Genomic DNA, 25,438 nt, shown 5'->3' on the forward strand with positions numbered 1-25,438 from the left:
CGGCCCGTCCACCGGGGGCCGTTGTTAGCATTCGCCCCATGCAGCCGGGCAACGACTGGGTGGCGGTCATCATCGAGGACGATCCCGATGTACGCGACCTCATCGACATCGTGCTCACCCAGTCCGGCTTCCGCACGGTGGTGACCGAGAACGGCCCCGAGGGCGTGGAGGCGGTGCGGCAGCACAACCCGCTGATCACGACCCTCGACGTCAACATGCCCGGCATGGACGGCTTCGCGGTGGCCAAGCGGCTGCGCGAGTTCAGCAGCACCTACCTGATCATGATCACCGCGCTGGCGGACGAGATCGACGTCGTCCAGGGCTTCGAGGCCGGCGCCGACGACTACCTGGTCAAGCCGTTCCGGCCGCGCGAGCTCCGCGCCCGTGCCGACTCGATGCTGCGCCGGCCGCGCACCCGCTTCGACACTCCGGCCGGCTGGGCCGAGGGCACCGACGCCGCCGAGCAGGCCGCCCCGGAGCCGCAGGAGGAGTCCTGGGCGGCGCAGGCCGCGCGGGACCTGACCGCGAACGCGCCGCTCCCGCCGCTCCACGAGCAGCCCGCCCCGCAGCCGCCGGCCCCGCAGCCCCCCACCCCACAGGCGGAGTACGAGCAGCCGGCGCCCGCGCCGCAACAGCCGGCGTACGAGGAGCCGCAGCCGCCGGCGCCGGTGCCGGTGCCGGTGCCGCCGCCGCAGTACCAGCAGCCGGTGGCGCCCGCGTCGCAGCAGTACCAGCCGGCCCCGCCGCCCCAGCACGTGCAGCAGCCCGCACCGCAGTCCCATCAGCCGGTCCCTCCGGACCCCGCCGCGCACGGCGCCCCGCCGAACCAGGGCGGCTGGACCCGCTTCAACGGCCTCGCGCTGAACAACGAGACGCGGGTCGTCACCGTCAACGGGGCTGCGGTCGACCTGACCCGGACCGAGTTCGACCTGCTCGCGTCGCTGCTCAGCACCGGTCGGCGGGTCCGATCGAAGGCGGACCTGGTGCTGACGATGCGCGGCCAGCAGTACGTCACGTCGTACTTCGTCAACGAGGCCGACAAGCGCTCGGTCGAGGTCCATATCGCGAACCTCCGCCGCAAGATCGGCGACGACGCGGGCACCCCGAGGTTCATCGAGACCGTCCGCGGCGTCGGCTATCGGCTGGCCGAGGCGGCCTGAGGCATCGTCCGCGGCTTCGCCTGCGGGCTGTGTCGGGGCCGTCGAGAATGTCCGACGTGTCCCGGATCCTGAGCAGTGCGACGGTCGTCGCGATCGTCTCGTTCGCCCTGGCGGCGCCCGGCGCGGCGTACGCCGACCGCTGGTCCGCGCCCGACGGCAGCGGTGACGTCGCCGGCTGGCACTTCGACCCGGATCCGGCCCCGTGCGGCACGTTCACCGACATCGACGGATCGGCCGACGCCAACGACGACATCACCGGGCTGACCGTCCGGCACACGCCGCGGGCGGTGCAGGTGGTGGTCCGGTTCCGCGACCTCTCGCCGAGGCTCGAGCAGTCGGTGTCGCTCCACCTCGCCGTGCCGGAGATCCGGGGCTGGACGGTCGACGTCGACCGGTTCCGCGCCCGGTCGGGGAAGTTCCGCGTCCTGGACTTCATGGCACGCGAGCTCCGCGAACCGGACCCGGAGGACTCCGACGAGTGTGGCAGTGTCTCCGTGGTCGTGTCGGAGGGTGCCTGCCGGACGCACCCGGTCTTCGACTTCGCCGCCGACACCGTCCGGGTGACCGTGCCGCGGCACTGCCTGCGCGACCCGGAGTGGGTCGGCGTCGGTGCCGCCGCCAGCGCATGGGTCGACCCCGACGATCCCGACGACCCGACGTACGGCGGGTTCTGGGACGAGTGGGGCACTCCTGAGGAAGGTGCGTCGACGTGGCTCCCGCCGTTCGGACCGGAGGTGCCCGCCGCACCCGGTGCGACGGTCGGCGGCGCCGGTTCCGCACGGATGACCAGCGGACAGCGCGAGTACGCGGTCCAGCCGGGGATCCCGGTCCGGCACCCAGCACTCTGACGTGGACCGTCCCGCCACCCCTGCATGAGGGGGGCGGGACGTTTGTGCCTCGACCGCGGTGACCCCCGAGTCCTCACGGCCGCTGCGCAGGTGCGTAGTGCCCGGCGCGACCCGCGCGCAAACCCGGCCGGCCGGCAACTTCTCGCGTCCCGACATCGTCCACGGAGCGTGATGACCACACGTGGGCCGAGGGCGGCACGGTGGGCGATCCGGGGCCTCGCGGTGTGCACGACGCTCCTCGCGCTCCGTGCGTGGCACGTGCACGACGAGACGTGGGACTGGCGACTCAGCCCCGCCGCGGCTCCGACCAAGGTCCAGTTCCTCGACCGTGACTACAGCAGGGGCTCCGATGCCACGGCCGTCGAGCCCGGGTTCGTGCGACGCGGCGAAACGGACGGTGGTGGGACGATCTACACGACTCCGGGACCGCTGACCCCGACGGTCCTCGACGTCGTCGACGGGGATCGGGTCGTGACGTACGAGCTGATGGGTGGTCCCTAGGCGCGCCAGCGCCTGTCTCGACACGACCCGATCGACGTGAGGGGGCTTGGGCGGGGTCTTCGGGCGTCTGGCGCCTGAGGTCCTCCGTGTGCGTTCGACGAGACCTTCGTCGGCCTACGTCCGTCGGTGGAACCTGGTGTGGTGTTTCGGGCAGAGGAGCCGGCCGTGTTGCACGTCGGTGGGTCCGCCGCAGCTCCAGGGGATGTCGTGATGGACGTGACACATCGCGGGTGGCCAATCGCAGCCGGGTTCGGTGCAGCCCTTGTCCCGGATCGCGATCGCGGTCCGTTGGGCCTTGGTGTGGAACCGGCGGGTGCGGCCGAGGTCGAGGACCTCGGAGTTGCCGCCGAGCACGGCGGGGATCAGGCCGGCCTCGCAGGCCAGCCGGCGGGCCTGCGATGCGGTGATCTTCTCCCCGGTGTCCAGGAGTGCGGCCTGCTCGAGCCGCCCTTCCAGGGCCTCGAGGGTCATGGTGACCACGATGGTCGCGGAGACGCCGCCGGTCTGCGGGAGCCGGTGGGCCGGGTAGCGCTCGATCAGCTCGCAGAACGCCCGCCCCAGCCGCTCCCGGCCGGGCCGGGGCACCACCCCGGCGGCGGGGCCGTCGGTGGCGGTGCGGTGCTTGGGGGCGGCGATCGCGAGCAGCATCTTCTTCAGCGCCGCGCCGTGGAAGGACGGGACCGTGAACCGGCCGTGGCACTTGCCGTGCCCGTCGTCCCACATCTCCAGCCGGGTGGCCAGCAGCGCATCGGCCTCTTCGCGGGCGAGCTGCTTCGCTTCGTACTCGTCCGCCAGGTCGGGGGCGACCACGTCCATCAGCCGCTTGCCCAGGACCCGCAACGTCGGGGCGGTGTGCTCGCGCCCGGCGGCCACCAGGTGCCGCTCCGCCTTCTCCACCAGAGTCGTGTCGAGGTCGCCGGGCAGCTGGTCGAGCGCAGTGACGATGACCTTGGCCTGCTCGAGCACTAGGTCACCGGCCGCGAGCGCGTCCCGGACATGGCCGCGGGTGACCAGGGCCTGGCCGAGCCTGACCTGGCCGAGCACCGCGGGCCTGGTCTGCCGGGTCCGGTGCGCCCACGCGTCCACGGTCTCGTCGTCGGCGTGCTCGGCGACCCGGGCCTCCAGCTCGACCACCCGCGCCTTCAGCCGGGTCAGCTGGATCAGCGTCGCGGTGGTCTCCGCGGCGTCCATGGACCACACCGACGCGTCCGCGACCGCATCGATCTCCGCGTGCGCGTGCGCGACGGCCACCGAGACTCGGTGCCGGGGTGTGGCCATCGCTGTCATGGCTCTACTCAAACACCGGCCACCGACAGTGAGAGGCCCAGAACCCCATGTTCCACAGGGTCCTGGGTCACGAACAGGTCACGATTCCGAGCACATTTCCACAGCCAGCGCGGCCGCGGAAGCCGCAAGCCGGGAGGCAGCAGCAACCACCCACCTACCGGTCCCGTAGCTGCCCTGTCGGTCGCAACCACCCACGGCCAGCAAGCAACGGACAAGAGCCCCCGGCCGATGTCGAGGCCCGACGCGCCCCGGGTCGCCGGCGTCCCGGGTCGCCGGCGCGACCTGGCCCGAGCTCAGTTCGCGTCGACGGGGATCGACTGCGCCTTGGTGGGCTGGTCGCTCTGGAAGATCGCGATCGGGACCTTCTGCTTGATGACCTTCTTGACGAACTTCTCCGACCCGGGGGACTCCTGGACCCAGACGGTGGCGGTGAAGTGCAGGTCGATGCCCTTGGTGTCGTCCGACGTCGGCTTGATCTTCTGGTTGCGCAGCTCGAAGGCGCCCTTGGGCGAGGTGACGAGCATGCCGTACGTGGTGGACAGGGGCTCGGGGTCGAAGGTGATCGTCTTCGCGTCGGCGTCGAGCTCGTAGGGGTGCTGGACCTTGCCGCCGTCGTAGGTCACCGTGCTGGAGTCGACCTGGATCCGGGAGAGGTACGTCCGGCGCTTCGTCGAGAACGGGTCGCGGATCGCGCGGTTGAGGTCGTAGGCCTGGAACGTGAACGAGAAGTACTTGTCGCCCTTCGGGTACCACTCGTTCGTGCGGGGCGTCGACTTGGTCGGGTACAGCGTGTAGACGTAGTCCATCCCGTTGATCTCGATGTGAGACTGGAACGTCCCGTCGCGGGTGAACTGGGAGGGGTACGGCGTCTCCGTGGCCGTCGGCGACGTGGTCACGGAGGGTGACGGGTCGTCGGAGCTGGTGAGCCCGTCGAACGCCGAGCAGCCGCTGAGCAGCGCCGTGGCGGTGAGCAGCAGGCCGGCTGCCACCGGGAACAGGCGCGAGCGGGTGCGGGTCATGGGTTCTCCTGCGGGTCGGGGGAGGAGGAGCGGGTCAGGCCTTGAAGCCGCGATAGCGCTTCATCGACTTGAGGACCATCCAGGCGGTCTGGAGCACGGTGATCACACCGAGGATCGGCCAGCAGACGGCGAGGATGTCCGAGCGCAGCTGGATCGGCAGCAGCAACGTCCAGATCGCAGCGAAGATCACGAAGATCACGAGGAAGGCGACGTAGGGGTAGAGCCAGGCGACGCCCTTGCCGCGCTCGGCCTTCGCCTGCGCCGCCCAGTTGTCGGTCTGCTGGCGGCTGAAGAACTTCAGCCAGGCCCGGATGAAGTGGCCCATCCGGATCACCATGTACGTCTCCGCCGGGACGATCAGCACCGCGAACAGGTAGTCGCGCTTGTTCGCGAACTCCATCGATCGGGCGACGCGGAAGTTCAGCCAGATCGAGGCGAACGGCGGGATCAGCCACCACGGGCTGAACACGAACGCGTGGATGTTGAGCGAGCCGGCGAGCAGCAGCACGAACATCACCCGGGTGGTGATGTTGATGACCATCGACATGTGCTCGAACCAGCGGAGCCGGAGGTTCGGGTGGAACGGCTGGCCCTTGGTGTCGCCGCGCTGGCCGGGCCACATCAGGTCGATCGCGCCGAAGTTCCACTTCACCTGCTGGGCGTCCAGCGACCGGAGCGTGTCCATGCCGCCCACGTGGGCACGGGCCCTGGCACTGATCTTGGTGAGGTAGCCGGCGCTCTTGATCTGCAGCGAGAGGAGCGAGTCCTCGACCTCGCTGTCGTTGACCCACGGGGTGCGCTGGTGGCTGTCGCGCAGCACGTCGCGCAGCGCCTGGGTCGAGAAGATGGAGAACTGGCCGCCGAGCACCGCCATGTTGCGGCCCTTGAGCAGGTTCTGCATGTTGAACGCCGAGAACTGGGCGCGCTGTCCGGCGGTGAGGAACTTCGCCATCAGCCCGTCGAGGGCGCTGTCGTCGATCGAGTAGATCGCCGAGATGCCGCCGATCCGGTCGTCGCTGGAGATCTCCTCGACGAGGTGCTGGACGGCGTCGGGCTCCGGCGTGGTGTCGCCGTCGACGCCGAGCAGGTAGTCCATGTGCTCGACGAGGGAGTAGCCGTAGTTGAGCGCCCCGACCTTCTTGTCGGGGTTCTTGCCGATGTCGTGGACGTAGATGATCGTGCTCTGCTCGCCGGCCGCGGTCATCCGCGTGTGCGGACCGGCGTAGTGGCTGGCGATCTCGACGGAGTCGTCGGAGGTGTTGTTGACGATCAGGTGGATGACGTCGGGCAGCCGGGTCTGCTGGAGCAGCGAGTCCAGCACGCCGGCGATCGTCTCGGCCTCGTTGTACGCCGGGATGATGCAGCCGACCGTCGGGCGGTACGTCGGCGCGTCCTCGAGCTCGTCGAGGAACTGGGGCTCGTAGTCGGCGAGGCCGGGGTCGGACATCCGGACGTACTCGTTCCCGCCCACGGTCGTGCCCGGCGGCGACTGGTGGGCCGGCTGGTACCCCCTGTCCGGGGCGTACGGGACGCCGTCGGGGCCCATCTGGTTCGCGTTCACGCCTTCGTCTCCTGCACTGCGCCGTCGATCGCGCGCTTCCAGAATGGGCGACCGGCCTCAAGACGCCACACGGAAAAGCTCAAAGGTTGGCTCAAGACTAGGGGTGCAGGCCGGGCTACGCGGGGATTCAGCGCGGCAGGCCGCTGGAGCGCCAGCCTCCGGGTCCGTGCGGCAGCGTACGGCGTACGACGCGGTGCGGAGCGTTCCACTCCGGACGGACCCGTGCCGGCGCCGCTGCCGGGGCCCGCAGCGCGGCCAGCACCGCGACCACCGCGGCGACCTCCTCGGGCGTCGCGTCGCCGCGGATGACCCGCAGGAACGGCTGCTGCTCGGCGGGGGAGCTGTCCGCGGTCATCAGAGCGGGATGTTCCCGTGCTTCTTCGCGGGCAGCGTCTCCCGCTTGGAGCGCAGCAGCCGCAGCGCGCGCACCACCTCGATGCGGGTCTCGTGCGGGGTGATCACCGCGTCGACGTAGCCGCGCTCGGCGGCGATGTAGGGGTTGGCCAGCTTGGTCTCGTAGTCGTCGATCAGCTCCGCGCGGCGGGCCTCGACGTCGCCGCCCTCCTCCGCGACCTTCTTCAGGGTCTTGCGGTGCAGGATGTTGGCCGCGCCCTGGGCGCCCATCACCGCGATCTGGGCCGTCGGCCAGGCGAGGTTCATGTCCGCGCCGAGGTGCTTGGACCCCATCACGTCGTACGCACCGCCGTACGCCTTGCGGGTGATGATCGTGACCAGCGGGACCGTGGCCTCGGCATAGGCGTAGATCAGCTTGGCGCCGCGGCGGATGATGCCGTTCCACTCCTGGTCGGTGCCGGGCAGGAACCCGGGCACGTCGACGAAGGTCAGCACCGGGAGGTTGAAGGCGTCGCAGAAGCGGACGAACCGGGCGGCCTTCTCCGAGGCGTCGATGTCGAGGGTGCCGGCGAACTGCATGGGCTGGTTCGCCACGACCCCGACCGGGTGGCCCTCGACGCGGCCGAAGCCGACGACGATGTTGGGGGCGAACAGCTCCTGGACCTCCAGGAACTCCTGGTCGTCCATCACCGCGGTGATCACGTCGCGCATATCGTAGGGCTGGTTCGGGGAGTCCGGGATGATCGTGTCCAGGGCCCGGTCCAGGTCGCTGACCTCGAGGTCGGCGACGTCCGGGTACGTCGGCGCCTCGTCCAGGTTGTTCTGCGGCAGGTAGGACAGCAGAGCCTTGACGTACTCGATCGCGTCCTCCTCGTCCGAGCCCATGTAGTGGGCGTTGCCGGACTTGGTGTTGTGCGTGCGCGCGCCGCCGAGCTCCTCCATCGAGACGTCCTCGCCGGTGACCGTCTTGATGACGTCGGGACCGGTGATGAACATGTTCGAGGTCCCGTCGACCATGATCGTGAAGTCGGTGACCGCGGGGGAGTAGACGTGGCCGCCCGCGCAGGAGCCCATGATCAGGCTGATCTGGGGGATCACGCCGGAGGCGTGCACGTTGCGGCGGAAGATCTCGCCGTACAGGCCGAGGGAGACGACGCCCTCCTGGATGCGGGCGCCGGCGCCCTCGTTGATGCCGATGATCGGGCAGCCGGTCTTCATCGCGAGGTCCATGACCTTGGTGATCTTCTCGCCGTACACCTCACCCAGCGAGCCGCCGAAGATCGTGAAGTCCTGGGAGAACACGCACACCTGGCGGCCGTCGACGGTGCCGTAGCCGGTCACCACGCCGTCGCCGTACGGGCGGTTCTTCTCCAGCCCGAACGCGGTCGAGCGGTGCCGCGCGAGCTCGTCGAGCTCGACGAACGAGCCCTCGTCGAAGAGCAGCTCGATCCGCTCCCGGGCGGTCTTGCGGCCCTTGGCGTGCTGCTTCTCGACCGCCTTGGCCGAGCCGGCGTGCACGGCCTCGTCCAGCCTCCGGTCGAGATCCGCGAGCTTGCCCCCGGTGGTGTGCAGGTCGGGGGCGTCGGGGCCCACCGGGACGTCGGTTCCCTCGCCGGGGTGCGCACTCATCGGTCTGGCTCCTCACTGGCACTGATGTGGACCGTGGGCCAATGTAGTGCCCGTGACCCCCGCGCAGATGAGACGCCCATCACTCGACGCCGAGACGCTCGCCCGACTCGCTCCCGAGCTCACCGTGGAGGTGCTCGAGGCCGCGCCGTCCACGAACGCCGTCGCGGCGGAGCGGGCCCGCGCCGGCGCGCCCGAGGGGACGGTGGTCGTCGCCGAGCACCAGACCGCCGGCCGGGGCCGGCTGGACCGCACCTGGGAGACCCCGGCGCGGGCCGCCCTGACATTCTCCTTGGTGCTGCGCCCGACCGTGCCGGCCGGGGAGTGGCCGTGGCTGCCGCTGCTCGCCGGCCACACCGTCGCCAAGACCCTGCGCGGGGCGGGGTACGCCGCGGCCACGGTCAAGTGGCCGAACGACGTGCTCCTGGGCGACGACAAGGTCGCGGGCATCCTGGTCGAGCTGGTCGACACCCCCGCGGGGCCGGCGGCGATCGTCGGCGTCGGCCTGAACGTCTCCTCCACGCGGGACGAGCTGCCGGTGCCCGCCGCGACCTCGCTGGCGCTGGCCGGCGGGGCCGAGCCGGACCGGACGGCGGTCCTCGTGGAGCTGCTCCGCTCGCTGCGCGAGGCCTACGACCTGTGGCAGACCGGTGGCGCCGACGCGACCAGGCACCTGCGTGCGTCGTACTCGGCGGGGTGCGTCACCATCGGCCGGGAGGTGCGCGTCGACCTCCCCGACGGGAGCGCGCTCACGGGCCGCGCCATCGGCATCGACGAGGTGGGCCGCCTGGTGGTGGTCGGCCCGGCCGGCGAGACCGTCGTCGGCGCCGGTGACGTGGTCCACGTGCGGGCGCCCGATCAGTGACATGATCGGCGCGTGGCCATCTCCCGCAAGCTGCTCAACGAGGGTGAGACCGTCGTCGTCGACACCCGCACGCACGTCAAGGCCCTGCTGTGGCCGCTCATCTGCCTGGTCGTCCTGCTGGCGGTCGGCACCTACGCACAGACGAAGATCGACAACGGCACGGTGATGCTCGTGATCTGGATCGTGCTCGCCTGCCTCGCGGTCTGGTTCGTGCTGCGCCCCGTGATCGTCTGGGCGACCGCGACGTACACCGTCACGAACCGCCGGCTGATCACCCGGCACGGCGTGATCGTGCGGCGCGGCCACGACATCCCGCTGGCCCGGATCAGTGACGTGGCCTACGAGTTCGGGCCGATCGACCGGCTGCTCGGGTGCGGCACCCTCGTGATCGCGGACGCGAGCACGCACGGGCAGGTGCGGCTGCACGACATCCCGCGGGTCGAGGAGACCCAGCGCCGGATCAACGAGCTGCTGCACGGGTCCAACGACGCCACGGCGGGACATGAAGGAACCTGACCGCCCGGCTCCCGAGGACCTCGAACGCGCGATCCTCGGGGAGGAGCCGGTCTTCAACGCCCCGCAGGTGGCGGAGCAGACCGGCGTGACGATCGACGAGGCCCGCCGGCTCTGGCGGGCCCTCGGGTTCCCCGAGCACGGGCTCGAGACCGCGTTCACGGACTCCGACACCGAGGCGCTGTCGACCCTGCTCGGGGTGGTCCGCTCGGGCCTGATCGACTTCGACATGGCGGTCAACCTGACCCGCGCGGTCGGGCAGACCATGGCCCGGCTCGCGGACTGGGAGGTCGCGACGCTCGTGCACCGGGTCGAGGAGCTCGAGGCCGGCGACGAGGCGACCGGCAGCCGGATCGGCTCCGCACTGCGGCTGATCGACGAGATCCAGGCGCCCTTCGAGGACCTGCTCGTCTACGTGTGGAAGCGGCACCTGGCCGCGGCCGTCGCGCGAGTCGAGGCGCTCGGCGCGAACGAGGAGGACCTCAACACCGTCCCGCTGACGGTCGGCTTCGCCGACATCGTGAGCTTCACCGCCCTGTCGAACCGGCTGACCGAGGAGCGGATCGGCGACCTGGTCGAGCTGTTCGAGTCGCGGTGCGCCGACGTGGTCGCGGCCCGGCGGGGCCGGATCATCAAGAGCATCGGTGACTCGGTGCTGTTCGTGAACGACGACCCGGTCCGCGCCTACGACACCGCCGAGGGCATCATCAACGTGATCGGCCGGGACTCGCGGATGCCCGACGTACGAGTCGGCCTGGCCAGCGGCTCCGTGGTGATGCGGCTCGGCGACGTGTTCGGGCCGCCGGTCAACCTCGCCTCGCGGCTCACCGCGGTCGCCCGGCGGAACCGGATCATCATCGACCAGGCCACCGCGGAGCTGCTGCCGGACACCGAGTTCGAGACCCGGCCGCTCCCGGCCCGGCCGGTGCGGGGGTTCGGCATCGTGGAGCCGGTGGCCGTCCGGCGCGCCTGAGGACGGGCGAGGACGCTCGGCGTCCGGATCACAGTTTCGTCGTTCGGGAGTCAGCCGGCCCCGGCATCCCTACCGTGGGTAGATGGTCGAGGTGCAGGACATCCGGCTCGATCCCGAGACCCGCCGCGCCTGGCGGGGTTCGGACGAGATCGTGCTGTCCCGCAAGGAGTTCGACCTGCTGCTCGCGCTGATGGAGCGCGCGGGCACGATCGTCTCCCGCGACGAGCTGATGCGCGAGGTCTGGCACACGACCTTCTGGACCTCCTCGAAGACCATCGACGTGCACCTCGGGTGGGTGCGCCGCAAGCTCGGTGACGACAGCAGGAACCCGCGGCTGATCACGACGATCCGCGGCCAGGGGCTGCGGTTCGAGACCGGGACCGACAACCCCTAGAGTCTCCGTGTGCCCAGCCACCAGCACCGGCTCGCCCCGACCCTCGCTGTCATCGGCGGCGGCCAGCTGGCCCGGATGATGGCCGAGCCCGCCGCCGCGATGGGGCTGCCGCTGCGGCTGCTCGCCGAGGCGGAGGGGGTCTCGGCCGCCCAGGTGATCCCCGACCACCTCGTCGGCGACTACCGCGACCTCGACACGCTGCGGAAGGTCACCGACGGGTGCCAGGTCGTCACCTTCGACCACGAGCACGTCCCGACCGAGCACCTGCACGCCCTGGCGGCCGACGGGACCGCCGTCCGTCCCGGCCCCGAGGCGCTCGTGCACGCCCAGGACAAGGGCGTGATGCGCGAGCGGCTCGCCGAGCTCGGCGTCCCGTGCCCCCGCAACGCGCTGGTCGCCTCGGTCGCCGACGTCGAGGCGTTCGGGTTCCCCTGCGTCCTCAAGACCACGCGCGGGGGGTACGACGGCAAGGGGGTGTGGTTCGTGCGGTCGGCCGCCGACTGCGCCGAGGCGTTCGAGACCGCGGGGTCCTCGGCGGTGCGGATCCTCGCCGAGGAGCTGGTCGACTTCCGCCGCGAGCTGTCCGCGCTCGTCGTGCGCTCGCCGAGCGGCCAGGCCGCGGCGTACCCCGTCGTCGCCTCCACGCAGCAGGACGGCATCTGCGTCGAGGTGGTCGCCCCCGCCCCCGACCTGTCCGCAGCGCTGGCGGGCGAGGCGCAGCAGATCGCGCTGCGGATCGCCGGGGCGCTGGACGTGACCGGGGTGCTCGCGGTCGAGCTGTTCGAGACCGACGACGGCCGGGTGCTGGTCAACGAGCTGGCGATGCGGCCGCACAACACCGGGCACTGGAGCCAGGACGGCGCGGTGACCTCCCAGTTCGAGAACCACCTCAGGGCCGTGCTCGACCTGCCGCTCGGGTCGCCCGCGCCGCGCGCTCGGTGGACGGTCATGGTGAACATCCTCGGTGGTCCGGACCCCACGGTCGGGCGCCTGTACGACGGCTACCCGCACGCGCTGGCGCGCGACCCGTTCCTGCGGGTGCACCTGTACGGCAAGGACCTGCGGCCCGGCCGCAAGGTCGGCCACGTGAACGCCTACGGCGACGACCTCGAGGACTGCCTCGAGCGCGCGCGGCATGCCGCCGCGTGGTTCCGCGGCGACCTGGGAAACGAGAGTGAGTAGCCGATGAGCGCACGGGTGGGCATCGTGATGGGGTCGGACTCGGACTGGCCGGTGATGAAGGCCGCGGCCGAGGCCTTGACCGAGTTCGGTGTGGAGCACGAGGCGGACGTCGTCTCCGCGCACCGGATGCCGGAGGAGATGCTGGCGTACGGCCGGGAGGCCGCGGGGCGCGGGCTCGCGGTGATCATCGCCGGCGCCGGCGGTGCGGCGCACCTGCCGGGCATGCTCGCCTCGGTCACCCCGCTGCCGGTCGTCGGTGTGCCGGTGCCGCTGAAGTACCTCGACGGCATGGACTCCCTGCTCTCGATCGTGCAGATGCCGGCGGGCGTCCCGGTCGCCACGGTCGCCGTCGGCGGTGCGCGGAACGCCGGCCTCCTGGCCGTGCGCATCCTGGCCGCGACCGATCCCGCGCTCCGGGCGAGGATGGTCGACTTCCAGTCGGAGCTCAGGGAGACCGCGCGGGAGAAGGGCGCCGCGGTCCGCAACGACCTGCCCGGTCGGCGCCTCGGCTTCTGACCTGCCTCACGGCACGGCCGGCATGTACCTCTCGAACCAGGCGACCATCCGCGCGCACTGGTCGGCGAGCGCCGGCGGAGCCTGCACCCCGTGGCCCTCCTCGGGGTAGATCGCCAGCGCCGCGGGAACCCCGCGCTCGGTGAGCGCCCGGTACATCTGCTCCGCCTGGTTCGCGGGCGTCGCGAGGTCGCGGGACCCGGCGGTCAGGAAGGTCGGGGTCCGGATCCGGTGGTGGTGGGTCAGCGGGTTGCGGGTCTGGTACTGCGAGTCCGGGTCCCACGGGTCGCCGTCGAGGAACAGCCGGTCGAACTCCGCGAGGTTGCTGGTCAGGTGGAACGACCGCCAGTCCGTGCACGGCGACCGCGACACCGCTGCCCGGAACCGGCTGGACAGGACGGGCAGCCAGCAGGCCAGGTAGCCGCCGTAGCTCTGCCCGACCACGCCCACCCGCTCGGGGTCCACGAGCCGGGAGGCGACCAGGTGGTCGATCCCGCTGAGGATGTCCTGCGCGTCCAGGCCGCCCATGTCCCCGCGCACCGCCTCGGCGAACTCCGCGCCGCGTCCCGAGCTCCCGCGCGGGTTGGGTCGGAACACGGCGTACCCGCGCGCGACCAGCACCACGGTGTGTGCGTCGCGACCGATCCAGCCGTCGCGGTAGCCGCAGACCGGGCCGCCGTGCGGGTGCACGACGAGCGGGTGCGGCCCGGGCGTCCGGGGCACGTCGAGCAGCCCGTCCATCGCCAGGCCGTCCGGGGCCGTCCACGACACCGGTCGCGCCTCGCCGTACGACGCCCGCACCGCGTCAGTGCCGGGGCCGCGGCTGCTCAGGAGCTCGGCCGGCGTGCCGTCGGCCTCGATCCGCGCCAGTGTCGGCGGCAGGTCGTGCCGCTCGAGCACGAGCACCGGGCGGCCGTCGGCCGCGAGGCCGCCGAGCTCGGGCTGGTACCGGCCGGTCGTGGCCGTCCCGCTCCAGAGCTCCGTGCACTCGCCGGTCGTCACCTCGACGGTGCCGAGCACCGTGGCGAGGCTGCGCTGGCCGATGAAGAGGATCGTGCGGTCGTCGAGCCAGCGGTGCTCGGTGACGTGCACGCCGGGCGTCGCGACCCGCGACGCCTCGCCGTCGAGGCGGCCCACCAGCAGCTCGCCGGCGAGCAGGTCGCGGTCGCTCGCGAAGCCGGTGATCGCCGACCAGGTCCGCCCGTCCGGGGAGCCGCCGGGACGGGCGATCTGGAACCGCTCCTCGTGCAGCAACGCCACGGTGGCGTCGGGGGATATGTGCACGAGCCAGGCGTCGTACCAGGCGCCTTCTCCGGCCCCGTCGCTCACCAGCGCCACGGCGTCGTGGCCGACCCAGTCGGCCTCCCAGACGTTCAGCCGGGTGAGGACGCGGTGGTCGGTCGACCCGACCTCCCACTCGACGAGACGCCGCCGGCCGGTCGCGGCCGGGAGCACGTGCGGCCGCCAGGACTCCGTCCCGACGCCTCCCACGGTGCCCGACCCCCAGACGTCGGAGATCTCGGCCCCGGGCTCGGCGACGACGAGCAGCAGCCGCCGGCCGTCGGGAGACCAGCGGGCGACCTCGACGAGGCCGCCGACGTCGGGTGTCCGGGCCGACTCGACGCCGTCGGTGTCGGTGATGACCGCCCCGTCGTCGGCGAGCACGCAGAGCCGGTCGCCGTCCGGGGACCAGACCGGGGACCAGCACCCGGCACCGGACAGCACCGGCCGCGGCGTCCCGGACCCGTCGACGAGCAGCACCACCCGCCGCTCCGCGGAGTCGGGCTCGGGCCGGAGCGCCGCGGTCACCGCGACCAGGTCACGCCGCGGGTGCGGGGCGGCCTGGGCGAGGTCACTGATCGCGTGGCCGGCGGTCTGCCGGAACGCGCGCTGCAGCTCCGCGACCCACGCCTCGATCGCGGGGTGGATCGGCTGGTCGAAGACGCTCACGCGCTCACGATGGCAGATCGCGGGCGCCGACTCACTGGCGTTGAGCAAATCGTTTGGCTAGCGTGCCGCTCGACACTCAGCGAGAGAGGAACCGCATGGACAGCACGCGCACCCGGCAGGCCCTGGTCGTCCGGGGTGGCTGGGAGGGCCACAGCCCCGTCGAGGCAACGGAGCGGTTCATCCCGTTCCTGAAGGAGCACGGCTTCGCCGTCGAGGTCCACGACGGACCGGAGGTGTACGCCGACGCCGACCGGCTCACCGCCACCGACCTGGTCGTGCAGTGCTACACCCAGGGCGAGGCGACCGACGAGCAGGTCCTGGGCTTGTCCGCGGCGGTCGCTGCCGGCACCGGACTGGCCGGGTGGCACGGCGGCGTCTGCGACTCGTTCCGCGGCTCGCCGGACTACCTGCACCTCACCGGCGGCCAGTGGGCCGCGCACCCCGGCGGCTTCGTGGACCACGAAGTCGCGGTGGTGCCGGCGAAGGCGGACCACGAGATCGTCGCCGGGCTGGACCGGTGGTCGCTGAACACCGAGCAGTACTGGGTCCTCACCGACGACCTCAACGACGTCCTCGCGACCACGACCTTCGCCGTGCGCGACGACACGCCGTGGCGCGAGGAGCTCACCTGCCCTGCGGTCTGGACCCGTCAGTGGGGTCGCGGCCGGGTCTTCGTCTCGACGATCGGCCACAAGCTCGAGGACCTCGACCACCCCGACGTGCGCACCCTGACCGAGCGGGGCCTCCTGTGGGCGAGCCGCTGACGCCGGGTCCCACGAGGATCATCCTCGACACCGACCTGGCGATGGGGGCGCCGGGCTCGGACATCGACGACGGCTTCGCGCTCGCGCTCGCCCTGGCCGACCCGGGCCTCCGGGTCGAGGTCGTCACGACCGTCGGCGGCAACAGCGACGTCGTCACCTCCACGCGACTCACCCACCAGCTGCTCGCGGTGCTGGGCCGCACCGACGTACCCGTCGTGCAGGGCCTGCCGGCCGACGAGGACGCGGCGACGGAGATCGTGCGCCGTGTCCTCGCCGAGCCCGGCGAGCTCACGCTCGTGACGATCGGACCGCTGACGAACGTCGCGAAGGCGCTGGAGATCGAGCCCGCCGTCGCGACCGCGGTGCGGGAGATCGTCGTGATGGGCGGGGTCTACCTCGAGCAGACGAACGTCGCGGCGATGCCGGGGGAGTACAACTTCTGGTGTGACCCCCCAGCAGCGCAGGCCGTGATGGAGAGCGGCGCACGACTCCGGCTGGTCGGACTCGACGTCACCCGCCGGGTGCGACTGAGCCGGGACGACGCCGAGCGCCTCGCCGACGGCGGCGCCTTCGGCAGGCTCGCGTCGGAGCACACGCTCGCCTGGATCGCGTTCCAGGAGCGGGTGAAGCCGCGCGAGGAGATCGAGCAGGGCAGCTGCGCACTGCACGACCCGCTCGCCGTCGCGGTGGTGAGCCGCCCCGACCTGGTGACGTGGCGCGACGCGCACGTCGACGTCGAGACCGAGGGACGCTTCACCCGGGGAGTGGCGGTCGCGGACCTGCTGATGTGGGAGGACCCGCCTGCCCCCAACGCCCGGATCGCGACCGCGGTGGACGCCGAGGCGTTCCGCGCGCTGTTCGTCGAGCGGATGGCGGGCCTCCCGTGAGCCGTCTGGTCGACGTGGTCGTGGTGGGTTCGGTCAACCGCGACTACGTCTGCCGGGTGGCGGTGCTTCCCGCGCCAGGCGAGACGGTGCTCGGCGGCGAGGCCAGTGTCGGCTCGGGCGGCAAGGGCGGCAACCAGGCGGTCGCCGCGAGCCTGCTCGGAGCGCGCACGGCCATCGTCGCCCGGGTCGGGCGCGACGACGACGGGCGGGCGCTGGCCAAGGACCTCGCCGACGCGTGGGTGGACACCACGGAGCTGGTCGCCACGAGCGTCCGCACCGGACTGGCCTTCGTCATGGTCGACGCGACCGGTGAGAACTCGATCGTCGTGGCGCCGGGCGCCAACGAGCTGCTGGAGGCCGCGACCACGTCGCGCGCGGTGGGCGAGCTGCTCTCCGTGGGCGGGGTGCTCGTCACCCAGGCGGAGATCCCGCCCCCTGCCTTCGAGGCCGCGATCATGGCCGCGGAGGAGGTGGGCGCCCGGGCGGTGGTCAACCTGGCGCCGTACCGCCCGGTGCCCGAGGACGTCCTCGCGCTGTGCGATCCGCTGGTCGTGAACGAGTCCGAGGCCAGCGGTCTCCTCGGTCGTGAGGTGCGTGGTGTCGACGAGGCGCGCGCGGCGGCCGCCGAGATCGCCGGTCGCTGCCGCTCGGTCGTGGTCACCGTCGGCGCCGACGGGGCCGTGGTCGGCAGGGGGAGCGCGGTCGACCACGTGCTCGCGGAGGCGGCCGACGTGGTCGACACCACGGGCGCCGGCGACGCGTTCACCGGTGCCCTCGCCGCCGCCCTCAGCGCGGGCACGGACCTGGTCGAGTCCGTGCGGATCGGCGTCCGGGCCGGCACCTACGCCGTTGCGCGGCCGGGCGCTCAGGCGTCGTTCGCGCGCGCCGCGCAGATCGGCGTGGGCACCTTGCACGCTCGTCCGTGAGGGCCATTGACCCGGGCACCCGCAGCCCCTAGCGTTCCGTTAGCAAACCGATTTGCGCAATATCGCGGCCGAGCGTGACGAGCAGGTACGACGAGGGAGGGTCCGGATGGGCGTGCAGGAGACCGACGGCGCGGAGACCCCGACCCTGGGCGTGGCCATGATCGGCTACGCGTTCATGGGTGCCGCCCACGCACAGGCGTGGCGCAACGCGCACCGGTTCTTCGACCTCCCGCTGCGGCCGGCGATGAACGTCGTGTGCGGTCGGACGGAGTCCGCGACCCGCGACGCCGCCGAGCAGCAGGGCTGGGCCGCGTGGACCACCGACTGGCGCGACGTGCTCGAGCGCGACGACGTGCAGCTGGTCGACATCTGCACGCCCGGCGACTCGCACCACGAGATCGCGATCGCCGCGCTCGAGGCCGGCAAGCACGTGCTGTGCGAGAAGCCGCTCGCCAACACGGTGGCCGAGGCGGAGCAGATGACCGAGGCGGCCGAGGCGGCCCGGGCCGATGGCGTGCTGTCGATGGTCGGCTTCAACTACCGCCGCACGCCGGCCCTGGCGTACGCCCGACGGCTGATCGAGGACGGCGCGGTCGGCACCGTCCACCACATCCGCGCGCAGTACCTCCAGGACTGGATCGTCGACCCGGAGTTCCCTCTGGTCTGGCGGTTGCAGAAGGACAAGGCCGGCTCCGGAGCCCTCGGCGACATCGGCGCCCACATCGTCGACCTGTCCCAGTTCCTCACCGGCCAGCGGCTGACCGAGGTCGCGGGCCACCTCACCCGGTTCGTGGACCGCAGGCCGCTGCCCGAGGCGGCCTCCGGCCTGAGCGCCAGCGGTGGTGCGGAGACGGGGGAGGTGACCGTCGACGACGCGGCCGTCTTCTTCGCGCGCACCGACGGCGGCGCGCTGGCGACGTACGAGGCGACCCGCTTCGCGACCGGCCGCAAGAACGCCATGCGCATCGAGGTCAACGGCTCGAGGGGGAGCATCGCCTTCGACTTCGAGGCCATGAACGAGCTGCACGTCCACGACGCGACGGTGCCGGCCAGGGACGCCGGCTTCCGCCGGATCCTGGTGACCGAGCCCGACCACCCCTACACGGGGTCGTGGTGGCCGCCCGGTCACGGTCTCGGGTACGAGCACACCTTCGTCAACGAGATCGCCGACCTGGTCCGCGACATCGGGGCCGGTGTGCCGCCGTCGCCGTCGTTCGCCGACGGACTCCAGGTGCAGCGCGTGCTCGACGCCGTCGAGCGTTCGTCGGCGGACGGCGCCGCCTGGACCAAGATCTGAACCGCCCAACCACGAGAGGGAGCACGTTGAGCAAGCTTCGTGTCGGAGTGATCGGACTGGGCGAGGTCGCCCAGGTGATCCACCTGCCGATCATCGAGTCACTGCCGGACCGCTACGAGCTGGCGGCGGTCTGCGACATCTCGCCGGGCCTGGTCAAGCGGGTCGGCGACCGCTACCGCGTCGAGCACCGCTACACCGACTTCCACGAGATGCTCGCGGCCGGCGACCTCGACTGCGTGCTCGTGCTGAACAGCGACGAGTACCACGCCGAGTGCACGATCACCGCGCTCGACGCCGGCATCGACGTGCTGGTCGAGAAGCCGATGTGCCTCAGCCCACGCGAGGCCGAGGAGATCATCGCCGCACGCGACCGGTCCGGGAAGACCGTGATGGTCGCCTACATGCGCCGCTTCGCGCCGGCCTTCAACGAGGCGGTCGAGCGGCTGCCCGAGCTCGGCGAGCTCCGTTACGTCCGGGTCCATGACGTGATCGGCGAGAACCGGCTCATCGTCGACCAGACGTCGTACGTCGACCGCCCCGACGACGTGCCGCAGGAGGCCGTGGACGAGAAGTGGGCGCGTCGGTCGGCGCTGGTCAAGGAGGCGCTCGGGGACGTCCCGCAGGAGCTCGAGTGGACCTACGGCCTGCTCTGCGGGCTCGGCAGCCACGACCTGTCGGCGATGCGCGAGCTGCTCGGCTCTCCGCAGAAGGTCTCGGCCGCGAAGATGTGGCGCAACGGCGGGTACGTCGTCGCGCTGCTCGACTACGGCGACTTCGTCGTCACCTACGAGACCGGAGTCGACGACCAGCTGCGCTACGACACCTACATCGAGCTGTACGGCGCCAGCGGCACGATGAAGGTGCAGTACGACACGCCGTACGTGCGGCACTTCCCGACGACCCTGCAGCTCGAGCTCACCGACGGCGACTCCTACGAGCGGTCGGTGCGGCGTCCGCACCTGAAGGACCCGTACACCTACGAGCTCGAGTACTTCCACGACGTCGTCACGACCGGCGGGACGCCCAAGACCTCGCCCGAGGACTACGTCCAGGACATGGAGCTCTTCGTCGAGATCATCCGGGCCATCCAGCAGGGCTCCTGAAGATAAGTCGAACGGCACCGAGGATAGGCGTCGTGACCGGACGCACTCCCTCCGTAGCGTCGGCGACACCACTCCACGACCTGAGAGGCAAGACCGTGCTGACCGAGCAAGACGTCGAGTCCTTCCGCACCAACGGATACCTGCTGCCCGGTCGGCAGCTCTTCTCCGATGAGAAGCTGTCCCGGCTGGAGCAGATCTTCAACGAGCACCTCGCCGACAAGGGGGACAAGCTCTCCGACGAGCTGGACACCCCGCACTACCGCGACGAGCGGCTGCTGGACTTCCTCCTCTCCGACGAGGTCCTCGACACCGTCGAGCCGCTGATCGGCCCGAACATCGCACTCTGGTCGAGCCACTTCATCTCCAAGGACCCCTTCACCGGCCGGGCCACCCCCTGGCACGAGGACAGCGCGTTCTGGGAGGGCCGCTTCGACGCCTACGACAACATCGTCACGATCTGGCTCGCGCTCGAGGACGGCTCGTTCCGGGAGAACGGCTGCATGCGGGTCATCCCGGGCTCGCACCTCAACGGAGGATTCTCGGAGGGCTACCAGCCGGCGGACATCACCACCCAGACCTTCCACGCCGAGCTCGGCGGCGTCGACGAGGACCGGGCCGTCTACTTCGAGCTGAAGCGCGGCGAGTTCTCCATGCACGACGGGCGGATCGTGCACGGCGCGAAGGCGAACACCAGCCCGGTCCGGCGTACCGGGTACACCATGCGCTACTTCCCCTCGTCGGTGAAGATGCAGGACGTCCCGCAGAACGAGGGGTGGAAGATCTGGCTCGCCCGCGGTGAGGACCTCGCCGGCAACGCCTACGCCAACGTCCCGGCCACCGCATGAAACTGGGACTCCTGACGGCCTGCCTGCCCGGCGAGTCCCTCGAGGACATCGCCGGGTGGGCGGGCAGCCACGGGTACGACGCGCTCGAGGTCGCCGCCTGGCCGGACCGGCCCGGCCGCGACTGGGAAGCGAGCCACCTCGACGTCGAGACGTTCGGGGTGGCCGATGCCGACAGGGTCAGGTCCCTCCTCGACCAAGCGGGCCTGACCCTGTCGGCGGTCGCCTACTACGAGAACAACCTGCACGAGGACCAGGAGACGCGCGAGGCGACCCACGAGCACCTGCGCCGGTGCATCGACGCCGCGCAGCTCCTCGGCGTCGGGCTCGTGGGCACGTTCGTCGGCAGGGACGTCTCGCGGACGATGACCGAGAACCTGCGGCTCGCCGAGAAGGTGCTGCCGCCGCTGGTCGAGTACGCCGCGGCCCGCGACGTACGCCTCGTCATCGAGAACTGCCCGATGGAGGGGTGGCACCCCGACGGCTACCCCGCCAACCTCGCCTACTCACCCGAGCTGTGGGGCTGGATGGCCGACCTGGGGCTGTGGCTGAACTACGACCCGTCGCACCTCGTCTGGCTCGGCATCGATCCCGTCGCCGCGCTCGAGCCGGTCGTCGACCGGGTGCTGCACGTCCAGGCGAAGGACGTCGAGGTGCGCGCCGACCAGCGCAACCGGTACGGCGTCTTCGGCCGGGTGATCGACAAGGAGCCCTGGGTGAGCGGCTGGTGGCGCTACCGCATCCCCGGCCTCGGCGAGGTCGACTGGCGACGCGTCCTGGACACGCTCCACCAGGCGGGGTACGACGGGGTCGTCTCGGTCGAGCACGAGGACCCGGTGTGGAGCGGCTCGCCCGAGCAGGTCCGTCGCGGCCTCACGATCGCCAGGCGCACCCTCGCGCCGTACATCCAGATCTGACAATCCTCACCCCGAGCCCAGGAAGGCCGCCCATGCATCGCGGTGTCTACTTCGACGCCTGGTTCCCCCGCCAGCACTGCTACCACCCGAGCCTGCCGCCACGACGGCTGCGGATGGTCGACGACCTCGTCGACTTCCGCGCCACCGTGCTGGTGTGGGCGTCGATGGGCGGCGGCTCGCTGGCGCTGCCGTACCTCGAGCAGGAGGCGTTCGGTCCCGTCGACGCGCGCTCGCGGTTCTACGGGTTCGTCAACGACAGCGAGTTCATCGCCGCCTGCCACGAGCGGGGCATCAAGGTGCTCGGCATCGTCTTCGAGGCGCAGGGCTGGGAGTTCCCGGTCGAGCTCACCGACGACGAGGACGCCGTGCTCGCCCTGAACGAGCTGCGAGGCGTCGGCAAGCGCGACTGGATGGGGCTGCGCGAGTTCTCGTCGAACCGCTACCCGAAGCTCTGGAAGCCGGTCGAGCACTACTTCCCGGACGGTCTCGTCAACAGCGACGGCGAGCCGGTCACGGACCTGATCGAGGAGTGCGTCGTCCGCGACATCCACCAGCAGCCGTGCCACGCGCACTGGGTGGAGTGCCCCGACCGCGAGCACCAGTGCTACTACATGGACCGCAACAACCCGGTCTGGCGCGAGTACCTCAAGGCCGTGATCCGGATCCAGCTTGACGCGGGCGCGGACGGCATCCAGCTCGACGAGGCCGAGCTCCCGATGGGCGCGTTCCAGTACGGCGCGTGCTTCTGCAAGGACTGCATGAAGGGCTTCCGGGCATACCTCCAGGCCCTGAAGCCTTCCCAGGTCGACATCGCGCTCGACGGCGTCGACCTCGCCACGTTCCACTACGGCGACTGGCTGCTGGCCCAGGGCTACGACTTCAAGTCGGGCCGCGAGTCGACGCCGCTGTTCGGCGACTACTACGCGTTCCAGTGCCTGCAGATCAAGAAGTACTTCGCCGAGCTCGCCGACTACGCACGGGAGTACGGCCGGTCGCTGGGACGCGAGATCATCCTGTCCGGCAACTTCTTCAACCTCGAGCCGATGTACCTCGCGCTGGCCGACGACGTCGACCTCGTCATCACCGAGATGCGCAACACGACCTACCGCCAGCCGGAGTGGTACCGCTACGTCGCGGCGTTCGCGGGCGACAAGGACGTCGTGGTCGTCGAGAACCCGTACGGCGGAGTCGTCCCCGAGCTGATCGAGCTGCTGGGCAAGGGCCGCGGCTACGACCTGTTCCGGCTGTCGCTGTTCGAAGCGGCGGCGATGGGCGCGAACATGTCGGTGCCGTACGGCTCCTGGATGGGCAGCGTCATCGAGGACTCCTTCTACGCGCCGCACGAGCTGGCCAGTGGGGTCCAGGCGTTCCTGGCCGACCACGAGCCGCTGTTCGCACGGCGGACGGCCAACGAGGTCGCGGTCGTCTTCAGCGTGGAGAGCACGCGTGAGCTGATCGGCAAGGCGGACGCCAGCGACAACACGACGAACGCGCGCGACGAGTCGGTCGTGGTGCCGTACCGGGTCGCCACCGAGACCCTGGCGAACGCCGCCGTGCCGTACGACGTGGTGATCTGGCCGGACGGCGTCACGGCGCCCGACCGGTCCTCCTGCGAGGCGCTGCTGCGCTACTCGACGGTGGTCCTGCCGGACGTCTTCGCCCTCACCGAGGGACAGGTGGCGGCGCTGTCGGGCTACCTCGACGCAGGGGGGACCGTCGTGGTGACCGACCGGGCGGCACCGGAGCTGCCGTCGCACCCGAACGTCCGCACCGCACACCACGGCGTGCTCGACGAGCTGCTGCCGCACGGCCGGCAGGTGTCGACGGACGCGTCCGTCGCCGCGAACCTGCAGCACCTCGCCGACGGCTCGTACGCGCTGCACCTGGTCAACTACGACTACGACCGGGATGCTGACGCGGTGCGCACCCTCACCGACATCCCGCTCCGGGTCCGGCTGCCCGAGGACCGCGAGCGCGCCACGGTCGTCGCCAGCGACGGATCACGGACGCCGCTCGAGCTCGGCCGCGAGGACGGTGCGCACCTGGTGTGCCTCGCCTCGCTGGGCGTCTACTCGATCGTGGTGTTCCACGACGGGGAGCTCCCGTGAGGATCGCGGCGCTGCACGGCCGCCAGTCGTTCGCGATCGAGGAGGCACCGGTCCCGTCGATCCGACCCGGCGAGGTCCTCGTGCGCGTCGTCGTGTCGGGGGTCTGCGCCTCGGAGCTCGAGCCGTGGGTCGAGGGCCCGCCCGCCGGCGAGGTCCGGTACCCCGGGCACGAGGTGAGCGGCGTCGTCGCCTCGGTCGGTGAGGAGGTCACCTCGCTCGTCCTAGGGGACCGGGTCGGCGTCTGGGTCACCGAGCGTGGCTTCGCGGAGTACGTCGCGGTGCGCGCGGCGTACTGCTTCCCGGCCGGCGACGGGCCGCTGGACCTCGCGCTGGCCGAGCCGATCGCGTGCTCGGTGAACGCCGTCGAGGCCGCCGACGTCCGGCTCGGCGACGACGTGCTCGTCATCGGTGCCGGCTTCATGGGCAACCTCGTGCAGAGGCTCGCCGCCCTGCGCGGCCCGCGCCGGCTGATCGTCGCGGACGCCCGGGCGGACGCGCTCGAGCGCGCCCGCAAGCTCGGCGCGACCCACGTCGTCGACGTGACCCGCGAGTCGTTGCCCGACGTCGTCCGGACGCTCACCGACGGCCGCGGCGCCGACATCACGTTCGAGTGCACCGGCACCCAGAGCGCGCTGACGACCTGCGGCGACACGACGCGGATGAGCGGCACGATCGCGATCGTCGGCTACCACCAGGGCGCGGAGCGCTCGCTGCCGCTGGCGTACTGGAACTGGATGGCCTTCCGGATCGTCAACGCCCACTTCCGCGACCTCGCCGTGATCCTGCGCGGCATGTCCGTGGGGATGCGGCTGCTGTCCTCTGGTGTGCTCTCGATGGAGGGGCTGGTCACCCACCGGTTCCCGCTGGAGCGCATCGACGAGGCGTTCGCGACCCTGCGCGACAAGCCCGACGGCTTCGTGAAGGCAGTGATCACGTTCCCCGATGAGTGACGAGAGCCGGCAGGAGCGCGCGGCGCGGGCGAACGAGCACCGAGCCGCGCACGAGCGGCGCCGTGCTCAGGAGGCCGCGAAGGCCCAGATCCTGGTCGACCGGTTCGTGGCGGACGCGGTGTACGCGGGGCTGCCGGTCGAGGAGCTGACCGCCCGGCCGTGGCACGGTCGCGGCCGCTACCGCACCGGTGTCGTCGGCTGGTACCTCCGCAGCGACGGGTCCGTGGGCGTCAGCCGCGACGGCGGCTTCTACCTGCTCACCGTCCCGCCCGTGCGCTTCGGCCGCTGGCGCACGGTCCGTGTCGATCCGGTCCCGCCCCCGCTGCAGGTCGGCGAGGGCGCCCGCGACGGCGAGTCCGTGGCGCTGGAGCTGCTGCTGCGGATGCGGTTGGGCGGCGCCTAGGGATGATGCCTGCGGCTTGCGGACCGTGACGGGTCGGGATGTCGGCGGGTTTGCGGCCGGTGGGTGGTGGCGACCGACATGGCAGCGAACGGGGACGGCGGGTGGGTGGTGGCGGTTGCCTCCCGGCTTGCGGGTCCGCGACGCGTCGGTATGTCCGTGGGTTGCGGGCTGATCGGTGGTGACGACCGACAGGCAGCGAGCGGGGACGGCGGGCGGGTGGTCGCCGTTGCCTCCCGGCTTGCCGGCGGCCGGCCACCACCAGCTGTGGAAACAGACACGAGATCGTAACCGGTTCGTTACCCAGACCCCTGTGAAATAAGGCCTTTCAGGCCTGTCAGTGTCGGTGGTCGATGCTTGAGTAGGTGTCATGGCAGCCACCACGATCACCCGCGAAGCACAGGTGATCGACGCTGCCCGCGAGCACCACCACACCAACAACCCAGCCGAGATCCACAAGCTCCAGCTCGCGGTCCAGTGGGTCAAGCTGCACCCCGG

Annotated in this window: 25 protein-coding genes; 19 read left to right on the forward strand and 6 right to left on the reverse strand. The window is 71.4% G+C overall.

Features of this window, described 5'->3' with window-relative positions; translation table 11 throughout:
- Positions 1 to 38 precede the first annotated feature (38 nt).
- From N538_RS0100970 to N538_RS0100980, 3 genes are all read left to right on the forward strand, one after another.
- Complete coding sequence (locus tag N538_RS0100970; protein WP_028635736.1) at positions 39 to 1,160, forward strand: response regulator transcription factor; 1,122 nt, start codon at positions 39 to 41, stop codon at positions 1,158 to 1,160.
- A 56-nt stretch (positions 1,161 to 1,216) separates the two neighbouring features.
- Positions 1,217 to 2,008 (forward strand): hypothetical protein, encoded by a 792-nt coding sequence (locus tag N538_RS0100975; RefSeq protein WP_155991902.1) that lies wholly within the window; start codon positions 1,217 to 1,219, stop codon positions 2,006 to 2,008.
- 171 nt (positions 2,009 to 2,179) lie between these two features.
- On the forward strand, positions 2,180 to 2,509 hold the full coding sequence (locus N538_RS0100980) for a hypothetical protein (RefSeq protein WP_155991903.1): 330 nt from the start codon (positions 2,180 to 2,182) through the stop codon (positions 2,507 to 2,509).
- Positions 2,510 to 2,623: 114 nt separating this feature from the next.
- On the opposite strand, the gene N538_RS27050 is transcribed toward N538_RS0100980, so the two are convergent.
- The 5 genes from N538_RS27050 to N538_RS0101005 form a co-directional block, all read right to left on the reverse strand.
- Complete coding sequence (locus N538_RS27050; protein WP_081790192.1) at positions 2,624 to 3,796, reverse strand: HNH endonuclease signature motif containing protein; 1,173 nt, start codon at positions 3,794 to 3,796, stop codon at positions 2,624 to 2,626.
- A gap of 293 nt (positions 3,797 to 4,089) precedes the next feature.
- Positions 4,090 to 4,815, reverse strand: coding sequence for a hypothetical protein (locus N538_RS0100990; RefSeq protein ID WP_028635739.1), 726 nt, complete (start codon positions 4,813 to 4,815; stop codon positions 4,090 to 4,092).
- Positions 4,816 to 4,849: 34 nt separating this feature from the next.
- Entirely contained in the window at positions 4,850 to 6,376 is a 1,527-nt protein-coding gene (locus N538_RS23235) for a glycosyltransferase family 2 protein (RefSeq protein WP_231496100.1), read from the reverse strand.
- A gap of 127 nt (positions 6,377 to 6,503) precedes the next feature.
- Positions 6,504 to 6,731 carry an acyl-CoA carboxylase epsilon subunit gene (locus N538_RS0101000; RefSeq protein WP_028635740.1) on the reverse strand — a complete coding sequence of 76 codons (228 nt, stop codon included), beginning with the start codon at positions 6,729 to 6,731 and terminating at the stop codon, positions 6,504 to 6,506.
- Positions 6,731 to 8,359 carry an acyl-CoA carboxylase subunit beta gene (locus tag N538_RS0101005; RefSeq protein ID WP_028635741.1) on the reverse strand — a complete coding sequence of 543 codons (1,629 nt, stop codon included), beginning with the start codon at positions 8,357 to 8,359 and terminating at the stop codon, positions 6,731 to 6,733. Before N538_RS0101005 ends, N538_RS0101000 begins: the two co-directional genes overlap by 1 nt.
- Before the next feature lie 67 nt (positions 8,360 to 8,426).
- Here N538_RS0101005 and N538_RS0101010 point away from each other — a divergent pair, with 67 nt between their 5' ends.
- From N538_RS0101010 to purE, 6 genes are all read left to right on the forward strand, one after another.
- Entirely contained in the window at positions 8,427 to 9,221 is a 795-nt protein-coding gene (locus N538_RS0101010; protein ID WP_028635742.1) for a biotin--[acetyl-CoA-carboxylase] ligase, read from the forward strand.
- Positions 9,222 to 9,233: 12 nt separating this feature from the next.
- Positions 9,234 to 9,737 (forward strand): PH domain-containing protein, encoded by a 504-nt coding sequence (locus tag N538_RS0101015; RefSeq protein ID WP_028635743.1) that lies wholly within the window; start codon positions 9,234 to 9,236, stop codon positions 9,735 to 9,737.
- Entirely contained in the window at positions 9,724 to 10,707 is a 984-nt protein-coding gene (locus tag N538_RS0101020; protein WP_028635744.1) for an adenylate/guanylate cyclase domain-containing protein, read from the forward strand. Before N538_RS0101015 ends, N538_RS0101020 begins: the two co-directional genes overlap by 14 nt.
- Before the next feature lie 82 nt (positions 10,708 to 10,789).
- The gene (locus tag N538_RS0101025) at positions 10,790 to 11,101 is read left to right on the forward strand and encodes a winged helix-turn-helix domain-containing protein (protein ID WP_028635745.1); all 312 of its coding nucleotides are present in this window, start codon (positions 10,790 to 10,792) and stop codon (positions 11,099 to 11,101) included.
- Between the two features lie 75 nt (positions 11,102 to 11,176).
- Entirely contained in the window at positions 11,177 to 12,283 is a 1,107-nt protein-coding gene (locus tag N538_RS0101030; protein WP_051548562.1) for a 5-(carboxyamino)imidazole ribonucleotide synthase, read from the forward strand.
- A gap of 3 nt (positions 12,284 to 12,286) precedes the next feature.
- Complete coding sequence (gene purE / locus N538_RS0101035; RefSeq protein ID WP_028635747.1) at positions 12,287 to 12,799, forward strand: 5-(carboxyamino)imidazole ribonucleotide mutase; 513 nt, start codon at positions 12,287 to 12,289, stop codon at positions 12,797 to 12,799.
- Between the two features lie 6 nt (positions 12,800 to 12,805).
- Here purE and N538_RS23240 read toward each other — a convergent pair whose 3' ends face one another.
- Positions 12,806 to 14,746 (reverse strand): S9 family peptidase, encoded by a 1,941-nt coding sequence (locus tag N538_RS23240; protein WP_051548554.1) that lies wholly within the window; start codon positions 14,744 to 14,746, stop codon positions 12,806 to 12,808.
- 95 nt (positions 14,747 to 14,841) lie between these two features.
- Between N538_RS23240 and N538_RS0101045 the strand changes: the two genes are divergently transcribed.
- The 10 genes from N538_RS0101045 (at position 14,842) to N538_RS0101090 (ending at position 24,943) form a co-directional block, all read left to right on the forward strand.
- A complete protein-coding gene (locus tag N538_RS0101045) occupies positions 14,842 to 15,510 on the forward strand; it encodes a ThuA domain-containing protein (RefSeq protein ID WP_028635748.1) in 669 nt (222 codons plus the stop codon).
- A complete protein-coding gene (locus tag N538_RS0101050) occupies positions 15,495 to 16,397 on the forward strand; it encodes a nucleoside hydrolase (RefSeq protein WP_028635749.1) in 903 nt (300 codons plus the stop codon). Before N538_RS0101045 ends, N538_RS0101050 begins: the two co-directional genes overlap by 16 nt.
- The gene (locus N538_RS0101055) at positions 16,394 to 17,323 is read left to right on the forward strand and encodes a ribokinase (protein WP_028635750.1); all 930 of its coding nucleotides are present in this window, start codon (positions 16,394 to 16,396) and stop codon (positions 17,321 to 17,323) included. The genes N538_RS0101050 and N538_RS0101055 overlap by 4 nt, the downstream gene beginning before the upstream one ends.
- 106 nt (positions 17,324 to 17,429) lie before the next feature.
- Positions 17,430 to 18,620 carry a Gfo/Idh/MocA family protein gene (locus tag N538_RS0101060; protein ID WP_051548555.1) on the forward strand — a complete coding sequence of 397 codons (1,191 nt, stop codon included), beginning with the start codon at positions 17,430 to 17,432 and terminating at the stop codon, positions 18,618 to 18,620.
- A 26-nt stretch (positions 18,621 to 18,646) separates the two neighbouring features.
- Positions 18,647 to 19,723: a Gfo/Idh/MocA family protein gene (locus N538_RS0101065; protein ID WP_028635752.1), complete on the forward strand. Its 1,077-nt coding sequence runs from the start codon at positions 18,647 to 18,649 to the stop codon at positions 19,721 to 19,723.
- A gap of 95 nt (positions 19,724 to 19,818) precedes the next feature.
- Positions 19,819 to 20,568 (forward strand): phytanoyl-CoA dioxygenase family protein, encoded by a 750-nt coding sequence (locus tag N538_RS0101070; protein ID WP_197025196.1) that lies wholly within the window; start codon positions 19,819 to 19,821, stop codon positions 20,566 to 20,568.
- Positions 20,565 to 21,482 (forward strand): sugar phosphate isomerase/epimerase family protein, encoded by a 918-nt coding sequence (locus N538_RS0101075; RefSeq protein WP_028635754.1) that lies wholly within the window; start codon positions 20,565 to 20,567, stop codon positions 21,480 to 21,482. The genes N538_RS0101070 and N538_RS0101075 overlap by 4 nt, the downstream gene beginning before the upstream one ends.
- 32 nt (positions 21,483 to 21,514) lie before the next feature.
- A complete protein-coding gene (locus N538_RS23245; RefSeq protein WP_051548556.1) occupies positions 21,515 to 23,590 on the forward strand; it encodes a hypothetical protein in 2,076 nt (691 codons plus the stop codon).
- Complete coding sequence (locus tag N538_RS0101085; protein ID WP_051548557.1) at positions 23,587 to 24,540, forward strand: zinc-binding dehydrogenase; 954 nt, start codon at positions 23,587 to 23,589, stop codon at positions 24,538 to 24,540. The genes N538_RS23245 and N538_RS0101085 overlap by 4 nt, the downstream gene beginning before the upstream one ends.
- Entirely contained in the window at positions 24,533 to 24,943 is a 411-nt protein-coding gene (locus N538_RS0101090; protein ID WP_028635756.1) for a hypothetical protein, read from the forward strand. The genes N538_RS0101085 and N538_RS0101090 overlap by 8 nt, the downstream gene beginning before the upstream one ends.
- Positions 24,944 to 25,438 lie beyond the last annotated feature (495 nt).

The sequence above is a fragment of the Nocardioides sp. URHA0032 genome (assembly GCF_000620645.1).
Lineage (GTDB): Bacteria > Actinomycetota > Actinomycetes > Propionibacteriales > Nocardioidaceae > Nocardioides.